The sequence below is a fragment of the Clostridiales bacterium genome, assembly GCA_014799665.1.
Classification (GTDB): domain Bacteria; phylum Bacillota; class Clostridia; order Christensenellales; family Pumilibacteraceae; genus Anaerocaecibacter.
On record JAAVHP010000014.1, the window covers coordinates 1 to 18,490 of the forward strand.

Below are 18,490 nucleotides of genomic sequence, written 5' to 3' on the forward strand. Positions count from 1 at the left end.
CCTGTATTGGGCGTGACTGACTATACCGTAAAGGTCAACGGCGTAACAGTAAAGACGATAACGGACGGAAAGACGTCGACAAGGATAACGCTGACGAAGGCCGGCGACAATAAGATAACTGTAAGCAACGCTAACGAGAGCGAAGAGATAAACGTATATGCGTATACTGTAAAGTTCGATACGCAGGGTGGATCGGCTGTAAACGATCAATACCTTGCAATCGGGGATACTCTTACATTACCGGATACGGCTTTATTAGGCTACGTGTTTAACGGTTGGTATAATTCAATAGGTGGAGCAAACGGAAACGGACAGAAATACGAGGGCGACATGACGTTGCAAAGCGCCGGCGATATGATGCTGTTTGTAGACTGGACGCCCGATATCTATTCGGCAAAATACGATTACGGTGACGGTAAAGGGGTTAGCACTTCCGGTACTTTGCAATACACTAAACCGTATAAACTCGAAGTACCTACGCCCAACGATGCGCGTGATATCTTTGTCGGTTGGTTCAGTGCACCGACAGGCGGTATACGTTATACGAACGAATTAGGCGAAGGCTATGGCGGTTGGCAAAATCGTTTCGGCGTGACAATGTACGCGCAGTATTTACGCGTGTTCAATTTTGTGTATCTCGAAAACAGTAAGACTTACGCGGTTGCGAAGTGTGCAAACACTATGGTAAGCTCGTCGATTAAGCAAATAACCGTGCCAAAGAGCTATGACGACGACGTTCACGGCGAACGGTTGGTAACGGTCGTCGACGCTTATGCTTTCCAATCTTGCAGCACTCTCGAAAGAATAACGATATACGATACTGTTACAAATATCGAGGTCGACAGTAGTGCGTTCGATAAATGCTCAAACTTAAAAGAGATAAATATAGAGCACGTCTCAACAGTTGTCGAGCCTATTTATTCATCACCCAACGGCGTTTTGGTAGTGTACGATAATAAACAAGACGCATACGAATTGAAATATGTACCCGCAGGTAGAACGGGGACTCTTGATATTCCAAACATTGTCACGGCAATCTCGGAACGAGCGTTCAATGCCGGCAAAATAAACACCGTAAATATTCCTACAAGCGTCACGCATATTTACGGTAATGCATTCTATAACTGCGCCGATCTTCATTCTGTTAATTTCAATAAGAATCTCGAAGGCACAGATATAGAATCGGTTATAATAGAGGACAACGCGTTCCGCAACTGTACCGGACTCACTACTATTGCGTTCCCTGCGCGTATGGAAAGCTTTAATGCAAATATGTTCTACTCGTGTACGGCGATTAATACGGTGGACGTAGAGCAGGGCGGAAAATACTCCATAGTCGATGACATGCTCGTAGAAACGGCGGCGAAAGAAATCGTTTATTTCCCCGTGGCGAAGACGACTTGTAACATAACTTCGGCGGCTATTACTTCGATAGGCGAAAAGGCATTCTATAAAGCGACAAATCTTACAAGTATTACTATTCCTTCGTGGATTACTAATGTTAGGCAAAGTGCATTTGAGGGTTGTAAGACGTTAAATACCGTTGTCTTTGCGGGTGCTGAAGATAATCTATTCAGTCTCAGTCTCGGCGAGAGTTCGTTTGCGAGCTGCGCCGGATTGTCGTCGGTTACGTTTGCGGACGGTTCGAATGTAGTCGCACTTGGCGATAAAGCTTTTTATAAATGCACCGCGTTGACTGCCTTTACAGTTCCCAATACGGTAACGAGCATAGGTAATTCCGCATTCGACGGTTGTTCTAATATTAAAACGTTTACGTTTGGTGCGGAGGTCGCTACGGTCGGCAACTATGCATTTAACGGTTGTAGGGGGCTGACTGTCGTAGAACTTCCTGCAAAATTAACGAAACTAGGTGATTATGCTTTCTGCTCTTGCAAGAATTTGAGAACGGTAAGCTATGCGGATAGAGCGGAGGACGGAGCAAAGCTGTCGCTCGGCGTAAGCGCATTTGAAGGTTGTGAGGGGTTAACTTCGTTCACCATTCGCTTATTTATAACCAACGTCGGTAGCGGCGTGTTTACCGATTGCAAAAACCTTGCTCACGTTACTGTGGAGAAAGGTCATAAAAATTATACAGAGTACGACGACATCATATATAAGATCGACAGCAAAGGCGCATACGAAAGTCTAATTTATTTCCCGTACACCAAATCGGGTGCGGTTGTATTGCCCGATACACTTACTTCTATTGGGGGAGGCGTATTTAAGGGAAATAATAATATTACTTCGATTATAATCGGAAAGAACGTTGAGACTATTGGGGCAAATGCGTTCCAAAATTGTAAAGGGCTTCGTACGGTTGAGTTTGAGGAAGGCGGTACCAAATCTATTACAATCGGCGCGAATACTTTCCAAAATTGTGATAAGCTTAATTCAATAAATATTCCGTCGAGATTAACGCAAATACCCAACTTCTTTTTGTACGGTACGGCTATTACAAGTGTAGAAATTCCTGCAAGTATAACGAGTATAGGTAACTCTGCATTCAATAATTGTAAATCGCTCGGGTCGGTAACGTTTGCAAAGAAGGAAGACGGGACAAATGATTTACATACAATAGGCAATTCTACATTCGGTTCGGATACAGCGCTTACCGAATTTACAGTAACCGCAAAGGTTGCAAGCATGGGTACAGGCGTGTTTAGTTCTTGCACAGCGTTAACTACTGTCAATTTTGAGGATAGCAACGTTGATCTTGTCATCGCGGAAGCAACGAGCGGCGGTATTTTCGGTGGTTGCACGGCGTTAGTGAATATAACGCTTCCCGAAAGATTAACGCGTATACCCGGGTATATGTTTAGTCGTTGCTCGAGCCTTACTACAGTAAACCTCGGTTCGAAGATTAAGAACGGTACGGGCACACAATATGCAGTAGGTAAAGAGGCGTTCAGCGGTTGTACGTCACTTGTTTCGGTTACTTATACAGCGGGAAGTACGGAGGGTAACGTTTCGTTTGGGCAGGATGTATTTAAAGATTGCATATCGCTTGAGTCTTTGGGTCTACCTAAGCGTACCGCCGCTTTAAAAGACGATCCTGCTTCGTTTATTTACTATTATTCCAGCGCATATAAGATAACGGAAAATTATAACGTTGTTTCGCCTTTAACATCATTAAGGGAATTCAATGTTGAGGAAGGCGGGACTTATTATTCCGACGATCAAGGTATTTTGTACTATACCGGCACAGACGGTAACGGTGATAAAATAAATAAATGGATGCTTTTGTTCTGTCCGATTACAAAGAACGGCACCGTCACGATCTCGAAGGAAACCACATATTTAGGGTCAACTGCATTCTATAAATCCGGCGTCACTAATGTAGTGTTTGAGGAGAATGAAGAAGACGAGTATACCGATGAGACGCAAGCTGCGGCATTGCCTAATTTGGTAATGAACAGTTTATCCTCTACCGGTACGTTTACCGGTTCGGCTCTAACGGAAATTATTTTGCCGGCGCGGCTTACCTCAATAGGTGTTTATGCATTTCAAAATTGTACCTCGCTCGAATCAGTAACATTTGATACTCAGCACGGTGACAGTCGTCTTACGAGTGTGGGTGGCAATTCTTTCCAAAACACTGCTTTAACGACGTTTGAATTCCCGAATATAACGTCTGTAACTAGCGTAGGAAGTCAAATTTTCTCCGGCGTTACGCTTACGAGTTTGGTGTTGCCAAATGCAATGGTAGATAAAATATATGATATAACGCTTGCCAGTAATATTCCGGCAACGGCGGTTAGGATTCACGGTGACAGCACAGACGGCACAGTGCAGATTGTTAAGTATACGAATAATTCCGATGGTTCTAGGAACTTGGTATGGTATTCTCCGAATAACGCGTCTCCGAATTTCGTAGTGCCCTTTGACGTAAAATCGATTAGTCCGCGTGCGTTTAACGGTTGTGCGAATTTGAGAAAAATCACTTTTGAGAATATCCCTGCCGAAAACGACGATGACGAGGATAAATCGTCGAAGCTTACAACCATAGGTGCTTATGCGTTTAACGGTTGTACGAACTTGAAAGAAATAATTATTCCGTCGGACTGCCCTATGACGAGTATAGAAGCTAACGCGTTTAATGGATGCAGTGGATTGGAGAACATAACCATCCCCAAAAACGTAACGACTATTGGCGGTAGTGCATTCAATGGTTGTTCTTCATTGCTGAGCATAACGTTCACTCCTAAGGTGCAAAGCGATTATGCGTTGAAATCAATCGGAGCAAATGCGTTCCAAAATTGCAGAAAATTAGATAACGTAGTTATTCCCAACAGTGTAACCTCATTAGGTAATATCGCATTTAGTGGTTGCAGTGCGTTAAGTAGTATTACGATCGGAACAGGTATAAAATCTTTTGGCGCATCCACGTTTGCTAATTGCACGTCGTTGACGTCGATAACCATACCGTCAACCGTTACGACGATCGGTAATAGTGTATTTAGTGGTTGTACAAGTCTTGGGTCAATTACAATACCTTCAACTGTTTCGTCACTTGGTACGGGTGTTTTTAACGGTTGTTCTAATCTTACAACAGCAAACATTGAAGCAAACATAAATAGTTTAGGCACTACTTTGTTCCAAAACTGCACGGCACTCACTTCCGTAACGATTCCCAATAGTGTGAAGACAATTGGTAGCTCGTTTATCGGCTGCAGTAATCTTTCTTCCATTACGCTACCGAGTGGGCTTACTGCCATAAATGCAAGCGCTTTTGAAAATTGTACAAAGCTTAATACGATCAATATACCTTCTACAGTGACAGCTATAGGTAATAGCGCATTCAAAAATACCGGAGTTTCGAGTATTGTGTTGCCGGAAGGCTTGCTAACAATAGGTGAGGAAGCATTCGGCGGCACTAAGATAGTAACGATCGATATCCCGGGCAGTGTTACAACGTTTGGCAATAATAGCGGTTCGGGTAAAACATACGGTGTGTTCAACGGTTGTGACAAACTTGAAAAAATAAAGTTCAACCAAGGTACGGCTACGCTGACCATTAAAAGCTGTACTTCTGCCACTAGCTCAACTACCGATTATGAGCCGTACCGTATGTTTATCGGGTGCCCTAATCTTACGGAAATAGATTTCGGTAATCGTACCGTCGCCTTTCCCAACTACTTGTTTGACGGTGCGTCATCGCTTACAACGTTGAAAGGGCTTGGCGGCTTGACTACCATTGGAACGTATGCTTTCAGAAACTGCGATAATTTAGCTACGGTAACAATACCAGCGTCTGTTACGACCATTCAATTAAATTCATTCAAACAATACAACGGTTTGAAAAATCTGATTTTTGAAAATTCGGACGACGCCATAACTCTAACTATTACTACAACTACAGCCAGCAGTAACGGTGCGTTCATCGATTGTGTAAATCTTGAAACGATAGATTTCGGCGGACGCAGTGTTTCCATAGGTAATTATGCATTCTATAACCGTTCCAAACTTGAGAGTATAGAAAATGCAGATAATATCGAAACATTGGGTAATAGTGCTTTTTACGGTTGTGGTATTGTTGAGCTCACGCTGCCCACCGCGGTTACTTCTTTCGGTAGCAACGTGTTTGCTAATAACACGGCGCTCACAAGTGTTTCAATCTCGACTGACGCTTATGCCGATTTCGGTACTTATACGTTTGCGGATTGCACTAATCTTTCGACTGTTGAGTTCACGGGTATAGGTGGTATGCTTACCGATATCGGCGACGGTGCATTCCAAAATTGCGTTAGTATAACCGAATTCACCGTACCCGATTGTATTAGGAATATAGGCGTAAATGCATTGAGCGGCACTAAGATAGTAACGTTGTCTCTTTCCGAGGGACTTACCAGTATTGATAATGGTGCGTTTGAAAACTGCGATGTTCTTACTACAATCAATATTCCGGCGTCCGTTACGAATTTAGGCGATAACCCGTTTGCCGGTTGTACGGCGCTCTCCGCGATCGACGTTGCGGCGGGGAATACTCTTTATAAGAGTACAGACGGAAAAGCTATTTACGACATGTCGGAAACAAGGATTATTGGCGTGCTTTCTTCAACATCGGGTGTGATTTCGTTGCCTAATACTATAACATCTATAGCCGCCGCAGCATTTGCCAAAACGGCTATAACAAGCGTTACGGTGTTGGATAGTGTTCAGGTTATTCCGTCCGGTGCGTTTAAGGACTGTACCGAGCTTACTTCTGTAACGCTTTCGGAAGGTCTCGTTAGTATAGGCGATGGCGCGTTCTCCGGTTGCAGCAAGCTCACGACAATAACCATCCCGTCCACGGTAACCACGATAGGCGCCAACGCGTTTGACGGTTGCGGCTTGACTTCCGTTACCTTCGCCACGCGCACGGAAGAAAATAAGGAAGTATACAGTCTTGCCGTAATAGGCGACAGTGCGTTTAAGGATTGCGCTTTTGCTAATATCAATCTCCCGTCGACGGTAATCAGCATAGGAAGCGCCGCATTCAAGAATTGTATAAATCTTACGACGGTAGAAATTCCGTATCAAGTGTACGAGCTTAAAGACGAACTATTTATGGGTTGTGAAGATCTAAAAAATCTTGATTTCGCAAGCGGTATTAAGATCGATACGATAGGCTCAAATGTATTTAACGGTAGCGGAATAGAGACCATTGTTTTACCTGCAAGTATATGGAATATAGCCGGTCCAGTGTTTTCCGGCGCGAGTCAACTTACTACCGTAGAATTCGCATCCGGTACTTTGCCCATATATATATCTGCTACGTTGTCTTCTGCAAATTATCAGTATGATGCCGATTATATTTCTACCGGGGTAAGTGTTGTATCGCCATTTGACGGTACTGCCATTACGACGGTTAAGTTTAACAGTCGTTCGGCATATCTCGGTGAAGGCGCTTTCGCGAACTGCACAAGCCTTACTACGGTAGACTGGGCAAGTATACGCCAAATCGGTAACGCTGCGTTCTATCGTTGTACGGCGTTAGAGAGCTTCTCACTTTCCGATAGTATACAGATTATCGGATCCCATGCATTCAGAAGAAGCGGAATAAAGGGCGAGGTTTCGTTAGAGAAATATACTAAATTAAAGGAAATCGGCGAGAACGCATTTGAGGGATGTGCAAACATAACTAAATTAGTCGTACCCGGGACAGTAGTGAAAATACAAAACTATGCGTTCGCGAACTGCACGGGATTGCTCAACGCAGATCTCAAAAAAGGCGTTATGTATTTATGGTCTTACACGGCGACCTCTCCGAACACGACTGCCTCGTCGGGCGGTACGTTCAAAGGTTGCACTTCGCTCACAACGATTAGTTTGCCTTCTACGTTATACGATATACCCAGACGAGCTTTTGAGAACTGCGAGAGTCTTGCCGAAATCACAATCCCTTGCGGAAAAGTTGATATTGCGGCATTTAAGGGATGCTCGTTGTTGGGAACTATATCATTCGGAACAATTACAGGTTACTTGACTCTTAGCAACGAATGCTTTGCGGAATGTTCTTCGCTTACTAGCGTTAATTTGCCCGATAATGCGAACTACATTTCTATCGGCACAAGCATCTTCCGTAACAATACTTCGCTCGAAACTATTGAAATTCCCAATACGATGCGCACTCTTTCCGGCAGTATGTTCGAAGGCTGTTCTAATCTTAAATCTGTGACGTTCCGCGGCACGTTCCCGACGAAGTTGAATACCGATACTTTCAAAGGTTGCCACGCGCTTACGGAAATTGAGCTTTATTTGGATAGTAACACTGTTACGGGCAGCAATTATCCGTTCAGCGATTGGACGAGCGCGCAGACGATCCGCATTCTCAACTACACCGAGAAGCCCGAGGACTGGCGCGACGATTGGCACGGCGAGGCTAACGTCGTTTGGGGTCCTAAGAATGCTGTTACCGAAGAGGGTGATGGTGACGTCAATCAAACTCAGCTTGCGGCGTAGTCGTAAAAACGCATAATAGCTTACATACTTAAAACCTACCGAAAGGTTAAAGCCAATCGGTAGGTTTTTTATATGCTTATAGGCTTGCAAAAGTCGGCAGGGAATTGTATAATAGACAAAAGATATTTCGGCGGTGGTTATGCGTAAGCTTACAGTCAAAAGAAAATGGAGTTTCGTCGAGTGCGTTACGCGCCCCGATTTATATGTTCAGTGCTTTAAAAAGTCTAAGGCGTCGCTACGCGCAGATGATATGCTGTTCGAAAACGTGGGCAAACTGAAAAACGGCAAGGAGATTACCGTCGATATTCCTGATGAAGAAATCGTAGTGCTACTTGCCGTGGGAAAGATGCAAGCCGCGCTTCGCGTACCGTCGGGCGAGAACGACGTAGCGCTCCTCGTAAAGGCGCACTATACTCCCGCTAAGGGCAATCCTTTCAGTATAGAGTGTATATAATACACGCAAATCTGTGTCGGTTTATTTATAAACTTCTTTTAAGATATGGTCGGCATAGGCGCCGGCAACGTTTATATTTGTTGCTTCCTCGAATGCATCGAAGAATGCGTTGGAGTTAACTTCGCATAGTAGTGGTTTCTCGCCGAGCAGAAAGTCGATGCCGCAGTAGTCAAGCTCCAAAATCTTTGCCGCTTTTATTGCGGCTTTTTTTATTTCGCTCGGCACGTCGACTTTTTGCGCATGCCCGCCTAACCCGATATTCGATCGAAAATCACCGTTGTCGGATGAGCGTATCATGCCACCGATGACTTTGCCGCCGACCACGATAACGCGCATATCCTTGCCGTGCGACGACGAGATATATTTCTGATATAGGTGAGGGTAGAGTTGAAGCTTTTTTGCGGTCGCGCTTAGCTCGGTGCGCGTTTTTGCTAAGAACACGCCCTTGCCCATAGAGCCGTAGGAGAGCTTGATCACCACGGGTAGCCCGAGCCGTTTTTCGATCTTATCGAGCGCGACTTCGTTTAGCTGTTCGCCGTCGTTATAGCATAACAGTCCCGGTATAGTGTCTGGCATAGCTACACCGTTATCTGCAAGCAAGATATGCGTGAGCATTTTATCGTCGCAGTTCTCAATCGCTTGGGCGCTATTAAAAAGCCGCATGCCCGACTTTTCGAGCATGCGAGCTATATACTTATCCTTATCGAGATATATGCAAAAATCGGCGGTGTGGTCAACAGTTGTTTTACCGTTTTCGATCGCCGCGCGCAGTCCGTCGTTGCGGTAAGCGACAACGGTAACTCCGCGTTTATTGAGCTCGTCACTCAACCGTTCGACTTGACGGGTGAGCGGCGAGAGGGCGTAAGCGTTTACAAGGATGATTGCCTTTCTCATTTCTTTTGAAAGTCGCAGGCAGTAAGTGTGTATTCGGTATGGCGGTAGGGCGAGTTCCCCGTATATTGACTGTACTCTATGCGTACTGGAATTTTTTTGTGCGAGTAGCCGCCGCTGGTGAACGCCTTGTCAGAATAGAGAACCACGTAAGGCGGTCCGTGTTTTTCGTCGTTTATGATCATGCTCGTGTACGTGCAAGACACGGGGTAGGAAACTTCGCCCGTTTGCTCGTCGGTAACGGCTTCTACGCCGTAGTCCTTTACCCAGTCGCCGATATTCATTGTGTGGGTTTCGCCGCCCGATACCGATATGCGGTATTCGGTGAGCTTATTGTTATTGAAGCTGTCGAAGAGATTTACCATTTTGAAATTGGTCGAGCTGTTGTTTCCTATTGCTTGCGCTCGAGCGCAGTAGAACATCATTTCGTTATCGCGGCAAACGTCGGTAGGCAGCGCCATGGTTTGCTCTTCGGCGTTTTCCTGTTTTGTATAATGGAAGGTCGCCACGTGCTCGTCGTGCTCGTTGAAGTAGTTCGCCGTCACATTGTACGAAAGGTTGGCGGTATCGGCGCGGTCGGCGAGGTCGACCGTTTTTTCCATGCGCCGAACGGCGAGCGAGTTCGATGCGAACTCGACCGTACTCGTTATTGTATCGGTAAGTCCCGCGTCGGGTGCGGGCGCGTCCTGAAAATACGTTACCGACATACTCATGTTGACGGTGATATAAGTGGAATAATCGGACAGCGATTCGGTAAGCGTGTACGTGAGCGTGCCGTCAGCTATCTGAGTGCGCGCGTCCTCGGCGGTGCTTGTCGTGGTGTCGTAGATTTTGACGGCGTAGTCGAGCTTTTCGTACGAGCCCGTCGAAGCATTGTCGTGCCAGGGCAGGGGATTATCGAAATCGCTTTCGGGCGTTTCCGTACTGCACGCTACGAGCGACAGCGCGGTCGAAGCAGCTAGGAATATACAAAGTTTACTTTTAATGCTTTTGTTCATGCCGATAGTTTAGCACAAATTAACGGGTTTGGCAAGTTAAATAAATTGGTAATTGGAAATTGTGAATTATGAAATTGCGATTTGATTTACTCTTGCTTTTATTTTCAATAAAGTATATAATATTTGCATGACCGAAAAACGCGAGAGAAGAGATTTATCGTTCGATAATTATACCGACGCGCTGGCTGCGTTAAAGGAAGAGCTTGACGGCAGAGCGTACGACCCGCAGGTCGATTACATAGTGCTCACGCCGGACAGGTACACCCAGAGCGTTGAGCGCGCGTTGTTTTCGGGCGGCGGCGCGCTCGACTGCGAGGTGCTTACGATATCAAGGCTGGCTAAGCGCATTTCGCCCGTTACCACGCTGTCGCGCGAGGGCGGGGTGATGCTGACGTCGCGTGCTATCGCCGCAGTCAAGGATGAGCTCGAATACTATAAGCGCGCTTCTGCGTTCTCGGGGTTCGGGCGCGAGGCGTACGCCACGCTTTTGCAAATCGGCGCGTCCGACGTAGAGCTCGATATCGCCGCGGCGCAGGCGACCGACCGCAATACCGCTTGTAAGCTTCGCGATTTGGCGCGTATAAAAAAAGCATACGACAAACTCAAAAATGATAACGTTGACGCGGTGGACAGGCTTATCACGCTCATTAGAGAATTGCCAAATAGCGCGCTCGTTCGCCGTGCGCATTTCTATGCTATCGGCTATTCACTCGGCGATATAGACACGACGCGGCTCAACCGTCGAGTGTTTGACCGCATAGCGGGCTGTGCACTGTCATTTACCGAGTACAAAGCGACCGCGCCGAGCGGCAGAGTGCAGAGCGTTCCCGCTTTCGCCGCGCCCGACCGTATTTCTCAGTACAAATATATTTCCGCAACCATTCGCGATTACGTGGACCGCAGAGGCGGCGCGTACGGAGAGGTTTCTATAATCTGTCCCGAACCGCGCTCTCTCTTGCGTATTCTCAATGAGTACGAAATTCCGGTGTATGCCGACGAGAGCACGCCGCTTTTCGAGCAACCGTCGCTCGCCGCGATCTATCATATCTACAGGCTCAAAACAGGCGGCGACGGCGCGAGCCTTGTTTCGCTGTGCAGGAACCCGTTTTCGGGATGCGACGACTCTGACGCGCTCGTGCTTCAATCGTACGTTACCTCGCACGGCGTAGGCTACGGCGCGCTCGACCGCGATTACTCGAAAGCATCCGACGGGGTAAAGAACGCAGTCGCTTGCGCCAAGGCGCTTACTACGGCGTTCGACGGTTCGTTCGGCAACGCCGTGAAAAAGGTTATAGACGAGTTCGACTTCGAGAGTATCGCTGCGGAGCTTAATATCGGCACGGATATTGTCACGCCCGTAGTCGAGCTCGCCGAGCTGTTGAAAAATTTCGGGTCCGGCGATTTCGAAGAGGACGCCGAAAGCTTTTTTGCGGCGGCGCGCGCTCTGGAAATCAAGACCGTGCCGCGTAGGCGCGATACCGTTTCGGTCACGCTTCCGCAAACGCTTAGGCTGTCATCTGCGCCCTTCCTTATCGTCGCCGACTTTAACGAGGGCTTGCTGCCCGTCGCTTCCGCCGATGACGGATTGCTTGTTGACAGCGAGCTTTCGGCGCTCGAAAAATCGGGTAGCGTTATCGAGCCAAAGGTTGCGCTCAAAAACAAGCGCGAACGTATCGAGCTCCAAGCAGTTGTGATTAACGCAAAGAAACTGCTTTTTACGTACTCGGAAGCGGGGCGCAGTAAACCGTCGAGCTTTATGTACATGATTGCCGATAAAATCGAAGTCACAGAGTACGCCGAACAGAATAACTTTCTCGATATGGACGGAGTTCTCGAAGTCGCGTCTGGCGAGGATATAAGGTATAGGTTCGATGAAAGCTCAACGCTCGAGGCGCTTACTTTTCACGCTTGTACGACCGGCGCGGCACGCGAGATAGCGGCGCGAAAATCGTCCAAGCTTTATCAATCGGTTGCTACGGCCGTGCCCCAAAACAAAATGACGGCGGCAGGGTTCGACTCACAATTGGACGGAGTCAGCTTAGATCATTTGTCCGCGAGCGAGCTTACCGATTTTTTCACTTGTCCGTACAAGCGGTTCTTGAAGCATTCGGTCGGGTTGAAAGAGCGTCGCGTGGGCGTGCTCGGCGCGCCGGATTTCGGCACGGTCGTGCACGATTTTATGGAGTTGTTCATAAAGGACGGGACCTACGATTGCTCGCGCGAGAAGGTCGCTATGCTTGTTGATAAAGCGCTTAAAAACAAGGGGATGGAAATCGACGATATAGCCGTGCTCGGTAATCTTATCGATGACGCCGTAGATTTTGCCGTTATCAATACCGACATTATCAAGTCGGGCTCGTATATTCCCATTGCCACCGAGGATAAATTCAATATCGATCTTAACGACGGTGCGGGAGTGCGACGAGAGCTGCGCGGCATGATCGACAGAATAGACGAGTGCGGTGAGCATATCCGTATAATCGACTACAAAACTGGCAAAAAGGTTTTCTCTCTTCAAAAGTGTCTTAATGGTACCGATATGCAGCTTCCGCTGTATGCGGCGTCGGCCATGCGCAATACCGAAAACAAGAGGCTTATCGGAAAGGAAATAAGCGGCGTATTCTATGTTACGCTTGCGCAAAAGTACGACGCGGACAGCAAACCCATGAACGGGCGAATGATAAACGACGGAGATTTAATAGTCGAGTACGAGAACGATATATTGTCGCACCCTGCGAGTCGAGACGGTTATTCGTCGTCCTATCTTTTTTCCGCACGGTTAAAGAGTAAGGACGGAGAGGTCAAGGTTCACGGTAACAGTGGCTCGACGCTACTTCGCGACAAGTTCGGCGAGCTCGTAGACAGATGCGTGCGCAATGCGCTTACTGCGTACGACGAAATAGAGGACGGTTATATAGAGCGCACGCCGATAAGTAAAGGCTGCGATTACTGTCCGTTCGGCGGCATCTGTTTGGGGGACGTAAAGGTGCGTACCGCAGAGGAGGGCGACGATGAGTAATTTATTATTCGATAGCGTGAGCTTACTCATTAATGACGGCAGACCGTTTACGCCCGAGCAGTACCGCGCAATTACCGAGGACGGAAATATAATCGTGTCGGCGGGCGCGGGCAGCGGCAAAACGACGGTCATGATCGCGCGGATCATAAACAAGCTTCTTTTGGGCGCTAGCCTAAATGATATGCTTATCGTAACGTTTACTCGTGCGTCTGCGCAGGATATGCGCATTAAGCTGAATGAAAAGCTAGCTATTCTTTCGCGCCATGTCGACGAGCGGATAAGCTCCGCCGCGCTCGCCGCGCTCGAACAAACTTCGACCTGTAATATAGGCACGCTCCACAGCTATTGCCAAAAGCTTGTTAAGCAGTATTTCTTTGCGGCGGAGATCGACCCTGCGGCGGTTGTTTGCGAGGAAGGCGAAGCCGGGCTGATAAAACGCGCGGCGGTCATTGCGGCAATCGAGCGCGCAAAGAGAAGCGGCGACGAGTATTTCGCCGCGGTATCCGATATGCTCAAAACGCGCAGGAGCAGCGACGGGCTTATAGACGCGGTGTCCGATATTGTCGACTTTGCGTTGTCGACGTCCGATCCCGACGAGTATCTCGATCGCGCCAAGCCCGACGATCAATACGACGCCGCGCTAAAAAGCTTGCTTGCCGATAAGCGCGCCGATATTCAAGATAAAGTGGACGAGCTAAAACAGCGACTGCAAGCAAACGAGATGGCGGGGCATCTTGAAATAATCGACGAATTTATCGACTATATCGACGGCAAGATAAACAGCTTCACTTCGCTCGTCGGCAAAAAGTTTAAGTGCGATACCCCCGAAAAATCGATAATCGGTAAGACCTTTTCCGATTTGAGAGAGAATGTTAAAAAGCTCCGCGAGCAGTACGATGAAGCTGACAAGGCGAGGGGGATAGAGAGCTATCCGTATATTAAAGCGTTATGTGCCGTCGCTCGCGACGCGATGACCGCTTACGCCGACAGCAAAGCAAAGCAGGGCAAGATCGATTATTCCGACTTAGAACACGGTGCGTACCGTGTGCTTAAAAACGACGAGTGCTTGCAGAGCGTTATGCGCGGCGTGCGGTTCGTATTTATCGACGAGTTTCAGGACGTCAACCCGTTGCAAAACGATATTGCCAATCTTCTTGGAGCCGGCAGCGATGCTTCGGGCCATACCGACGGCGCGGAGACCTTCGTTGTCGGCGACGTCAAACAGTCCATTTACGGCTTTCGCAGATGCAGTCCGTCGCATTTCAAAAACGCAATTGCACGCGCCGAAAACGGAAGCGGAATAACACATATCGCGCTTGCAAAGAATTTCCGTTCCTCGAACGAGGTTGTAGATTTCGTAAACCGTGTTATGAGCGGTGTTATGACCGAGGATTTCGGCGGTGTGGATTACGCCACGCCCGAGCAAAAGCTCGTTTGCGGCAGACCCGATATTAAGTACGGCGACGCGCGGTTTGTTGCCGTTCCGCCCGTCGAGAAGAAAAAGCAGTCGGACGATATGAGCGGCGAGTATTCGGTTAAAAACGCCGCGGCGGGAAACGACTGCGATCCGCAGGCAAAGTTTATTGCCGATAGTATCGTCCAATATGTCGCCGAGCAAAACGAGCGCGCGGAGCGTGAAGCGCAGAATAGGGGCGAAAGCAGTAAAAAGACTGATTTCAAATTAAGCGATATTGCAGTGCTTATGCGCTCGGCAGATCCTACGTTTTGTGCTTCTCTCGCCGCAGAATTAAAGCTTCGCGGTATAAGCTACACCTTCGGGCGCAAGTCGTCTGTCAAGAGCTATCCCGAAGCGGTCGCGCTCGTAGATATAGCGCGGTGCGTGGACAACCGCCTGGACGACGTCGCGCTGTATACCGCATTGCGCTCGCCTATGGGCGGGTTCTCGGATAAAGAGCTTCTCGAAATATCTAAAACGGGAGAGTCTCTTATTCCGGAGGACGCACCATGCCTTTCGCCTAACGGCAAGGATCACGCTTTTATTCAAAAGGCGGCCGCCTACGACGGGGCGCTTAAATCTCGCTTGGACAGATTTTTCGAAATACTCGACGGGTTTACCAAGATCGCCAAGGTGCGTGACTGCGGCAGCGTTTTGGGCGAGATCACTTCGGTCATCGACTATTTCCAGTTTGTGTACGAAAACGGCGGACAGGCGGGCGCGGTGCAGGCGCTTATAGACTATGCCTCGGCGAAGCGTGTTGACCTTCATGCATTCCTCGAATATTACGACGCCGCTGACTTCGAGTTAGAAGCGGACGACAGCGGTAACGGCGTTATCATTACGACAATTCACTCGTCTAAGGGCTTGGAGTACGATTTTGTCATTGTTGCTGACCTCCAACATAGATTTAATGAGCGCGACAACGTGGGCAAGGTGATAATCGGCGACAGCGGAGTATTTATAAAATCGCCCGATACCGCCGCACGCACGCTTACTAAAAGTATCCCGTATTGCTTGGCCAACTTATCCGCGCCGCAGGTCACGCGGCAGGAAGAACTGCGCCTATTGTACGTTGCGCTTACCCGCGCCAAACGCCGACTGTTATGCTGCTGCCGCGCCGACGCGCCCGTCGCATACCCGTCGCCACCCGACGCTCGGCGTATGCTCGATTTCATGCGCAATATCGCGTCGCTGCCGAGCGACGTTCCCGATTACTCGGGAGCGCCTGCCGACGAGCCTTTAGACGTTTGCCAGAAAGCGGTTGAGGCCATAAAAACACGTTTGGAATTATCCAACGCCAAGTATACCGAAACACATAAGGCGCGTGAGCTTCCGATAAAAACTTGTGTAACGCGCGTTGCGAGCGAAGAGGAAAGCGCGGACGAGGATGAATTGCCTGTATATATTCCGCCTGTTACAGACGACGACAGAGATACGGTCGGCTCGGGCGGAGCGGACGCAAGACTGCGTGGCACGGCGTACCACCGCGCAATGGAGCTTGTCGATTTGCTAAATCCCGATATCGACAGTGTAAAGGCGGTTTGCGAAAACGCCGAGCTAGTAAACTTCGACGATATCTCGCGCGCCGTAAAGGCGGTCGCGCCGCTCGTGAGAAACGCGCGCGCACACGCCAAGGAAAAGTATTTCATAGTGGACGTCTCTGCCGACGAGCTTTATAAAACGACCGAGTATAACGGCGCCGGCGTACTTGTTCAGGGCGTTATCGATTTGTTTATCATCGACTCGGACGGTAAGGCGATTATCGTTGATTACAAGACCGGCGATCCCGAGCATTTGCGCAATGACGGCTACCGCACTCAGCTCGAGCTCTACTCCAAGGCGGTGGAAAAGTCGACGGGTATCAGGGTCAAGCGCGCCTGTCTGTATTCGTTTACTTCGGGCGAGTTTGTCGATTTTTAGGGTTGGGCGACTGCATAGAGGCGTTCACAGCCCGAAAATCGGGCGTTTTGGCCGTTTATTTGGCGATTTTTTAGCAAAATCGGAAAAAAGTTTTGCAAAAAGTATAGATTTTTTTCTTTATATATGTTAAACTAAAATATACGCGGTGTATATTAATAAATACACGGTAGTGTGGCTTAGGTTATCCTTTGCCGCCGAAAGGAGAAAATAATGCTCGAATCACTCTACAAGCTGTTCCACGAGACGCTGGGGCTTACCGCCAATCTTTGGCTGTTTGTCTTTCTCGCCGTCGTCGTAGTCGCTTTTGTCGTAGCTCTCGTTATGGGGCTCGTGAGCGGCAAGCTGAAACAAACGACCTCGGCTATGAAATCCGCCGTCGCTCATCCCGACAAGGCGGTAGCCGCTATGAAGAAAATGCCGCAGTCCGTTAAGACGAGATATAAGAACGCGCGTTTGAGTAACGTCAGACCGTCCATACTCGTCAGCGAGGACGTTTGCGTTAACGAACCGTACAAACATTCGTTGATTTCCAAGGTTTGGTTGGTCGTGCTCGTTGCAACGCTTATTTGCGCGGCGCTCGCGTTCGTTATTTCGCCCATAGCGGTTTTGCCCGAGGGCGCGAAGGATGCAGGGTTTGCGCTACTCGAAGAAGGCGAGGAAGCGGCGGAAGTTGTCGATTATACATGGCTTGCGTTTACGCAAAACACCGCGCCCGCACTCGTTCTTATGTTGGGCGGCATACTCATTTTGATCGGCGGCATAGTCGGCAGAGCGGTTTACGGCAAAGCTGCTAAGCTTTACGAGAAGTTCGCGCCCGTAGTGGACGGCGACGTTAACGGCGGCGCGGCGGCAGCGCATCAGGCTTATTCCGAGCCTCAGGCAACGTACGCCGAACCTCAGCAGACCTATGAAGAGCCGCAGGCTGTTTATGCGGAACCTCAACAGGCTTACGAAGAGCCGCAGGCCGTGTATGCCGAGCCTCAGCAGGAATACGTACAGCCGCAGGCGGCGTACGCAGAGCAGCCCGTTTACGAGGCAGCGCCCGTAGTAGAACAGCAGGAGAGCGACGAGGAAATTCGCAGAAAGGCGCGCGAGGAAGCGCTCCGTCAGGCTCGCGCCGCGCAGCAGGCTCAACAGCAACAAGCCGCGCAGGCACAACAGCAGGCGCAGGCAAGACCTCAGCAGACCGCTCAAGCTCAAACCGCAGGCGGTGGCAGTTCCGCCGACGAAGTAATCGCCGAAATCGAGAGAATATCGCAGCAGGGCGCTTCGCGCGAAGCTATGCGTGAGGTCGCGACCAGACTTCAAAAGGAACGCGCTAAGCCCGAAAACAGCTCGCCCGAAACCAAGAAGCGTTTGAACGAAGCGCTCAGCAAGCTTCTTAAAGCGATGTCCGCGGCGAAATAGTATAAAATTTTCTTAACAAAACCAAGAAAATAAATATTAAAAAATTCGTATAATTGCTTGACAAAGCAAATATTATTATGGTAAACTACCAAACAATATAGACGAAGGCGTCATGAGATGATATTCTCATGGCGCCTTTATGTTTTTACAGCGTATGCATCGGCGGAATGGGCTACGCTTGGCTAGGCGGCTTGGTCATGTAGGAGTGACTACACTTCCGTCGCCGATTTGCTAAATGTTACCCGTCTATGCCGCGCCTACGCTGCAAAAGCAATCCCCTCTTTAAAGGAGCAAGAGTTATGGACGAGAGCAAGAAACGCAAAAAGAAAGCGCTAGGGGTGCTGGCAGTATTGCTGGCAGCAACACCTGTAGCGCTGGTAGCGTGTAACAACAGCGAGGAC

General features: G+C 48.8%; 7 protein-coding genes. 5 read left to right on the forward strand and 2 right to left on the reverse strand.

All coding sequences use genetic code 11. The features are described from left to right. Together HDT28_07325 and HDT28_07330 are read left to right on the forward strand one after the other, a co-directional pair. Positions 1-7,941, forward strand: a 7,941-nt coding sequence (locus HDT28_07325) for a leucine-rich repeat protein (protein MBD5132377.1), incomplete at its 5' end; no start/stop codon positions are given. Positions 7,942-8,080: 139 nt separating this feature from the next. Further along, on the forward strand, positions 8,081-8,395 hold the full coding sequence (locus tag HDT28_07330; protein MBD5132378.1) for a hypothetical protein: 315 nt from the start codon (positions 8,081-8,083) through the stop codon (positions 8,393-8,395). Positions 8,396-8,416: 21 nt separating this feature from the next. Here HDT28_07330 and HDT28_07335 read toward each other — a convergent pair whose 3' ends face one another. Both HDT28_07335 and HDT28_07340 read right to left on the reverse strand, forming a co-directional pair. After that, on the reverse strand, positions 8,417-9,289 hold the full coding sequence (locus HDT28_07335; protein MBD5132379.1) for a RimK family alpha-L-glutamate ligase: 873 nt from the start codon (positions 9,287-9,289) through the stop codon (positions 8,417-8,419). After that, a complete protein-coding gene (locus HDT28_07340; GenBank protein ID MBD5132380.1) occupies positions 9,286-10,284 on the reverse strand; it encodes a hypothetical protein in 999 nt (332 codons plus the stop codon). The genes HDT28_07335 and HDT28_07340 overlap by 4 nt, the downstream gene beginning before the upstream one ends. Positions 10,285-10,411: 127 nt before the next feature. Here HDT28_07340 and HDT28_07345 point away from each other — a divergent pair, with 127 nt between their 5' ends. From HDT28_07345 to HDT28_07355, 3 genes are all read left to right on the forward strand, one after another. Beyond that, on the forward strand, positions 10,412-13,303 hold the full coding sequence (locus tag HDT28_07345; GenBank protein MBD5132381.1) for a hypothetical protein: 2,892 nt from the start codon (positions 10,412-10,414) through the stop codon (positions 13,301-13,303). After that, on the forward strand, positions 13,296-16,682 hold the full coding sequence (locus tag HDT28_07350) for a UvrD-helicase domain-containing protein (GenBank protein ID MBD5132382.1): 3,387 nt from the start codon (positions 13,296-13,298) through the stop codon (positions 16,680-16,682). Before HDT28_07345 ends, HDT28_07350 begins: the two co-directional genes overlap by 8 nt. A 210-nt stretch (positions 16,683-16,892) precedes the next feature. Then, a complete protein-coding gene (locus tag HDT28_07355) occupies positions 16,893-18,089 on the forward strand; it encodes a hypothetical protein (GenBank protein MBD5132383.1) in 1,197 nt (398 codons plus the stop codon). The last annotated feature ends 401 nt before the right edge of the window (positions 18,090-18,490 follow it).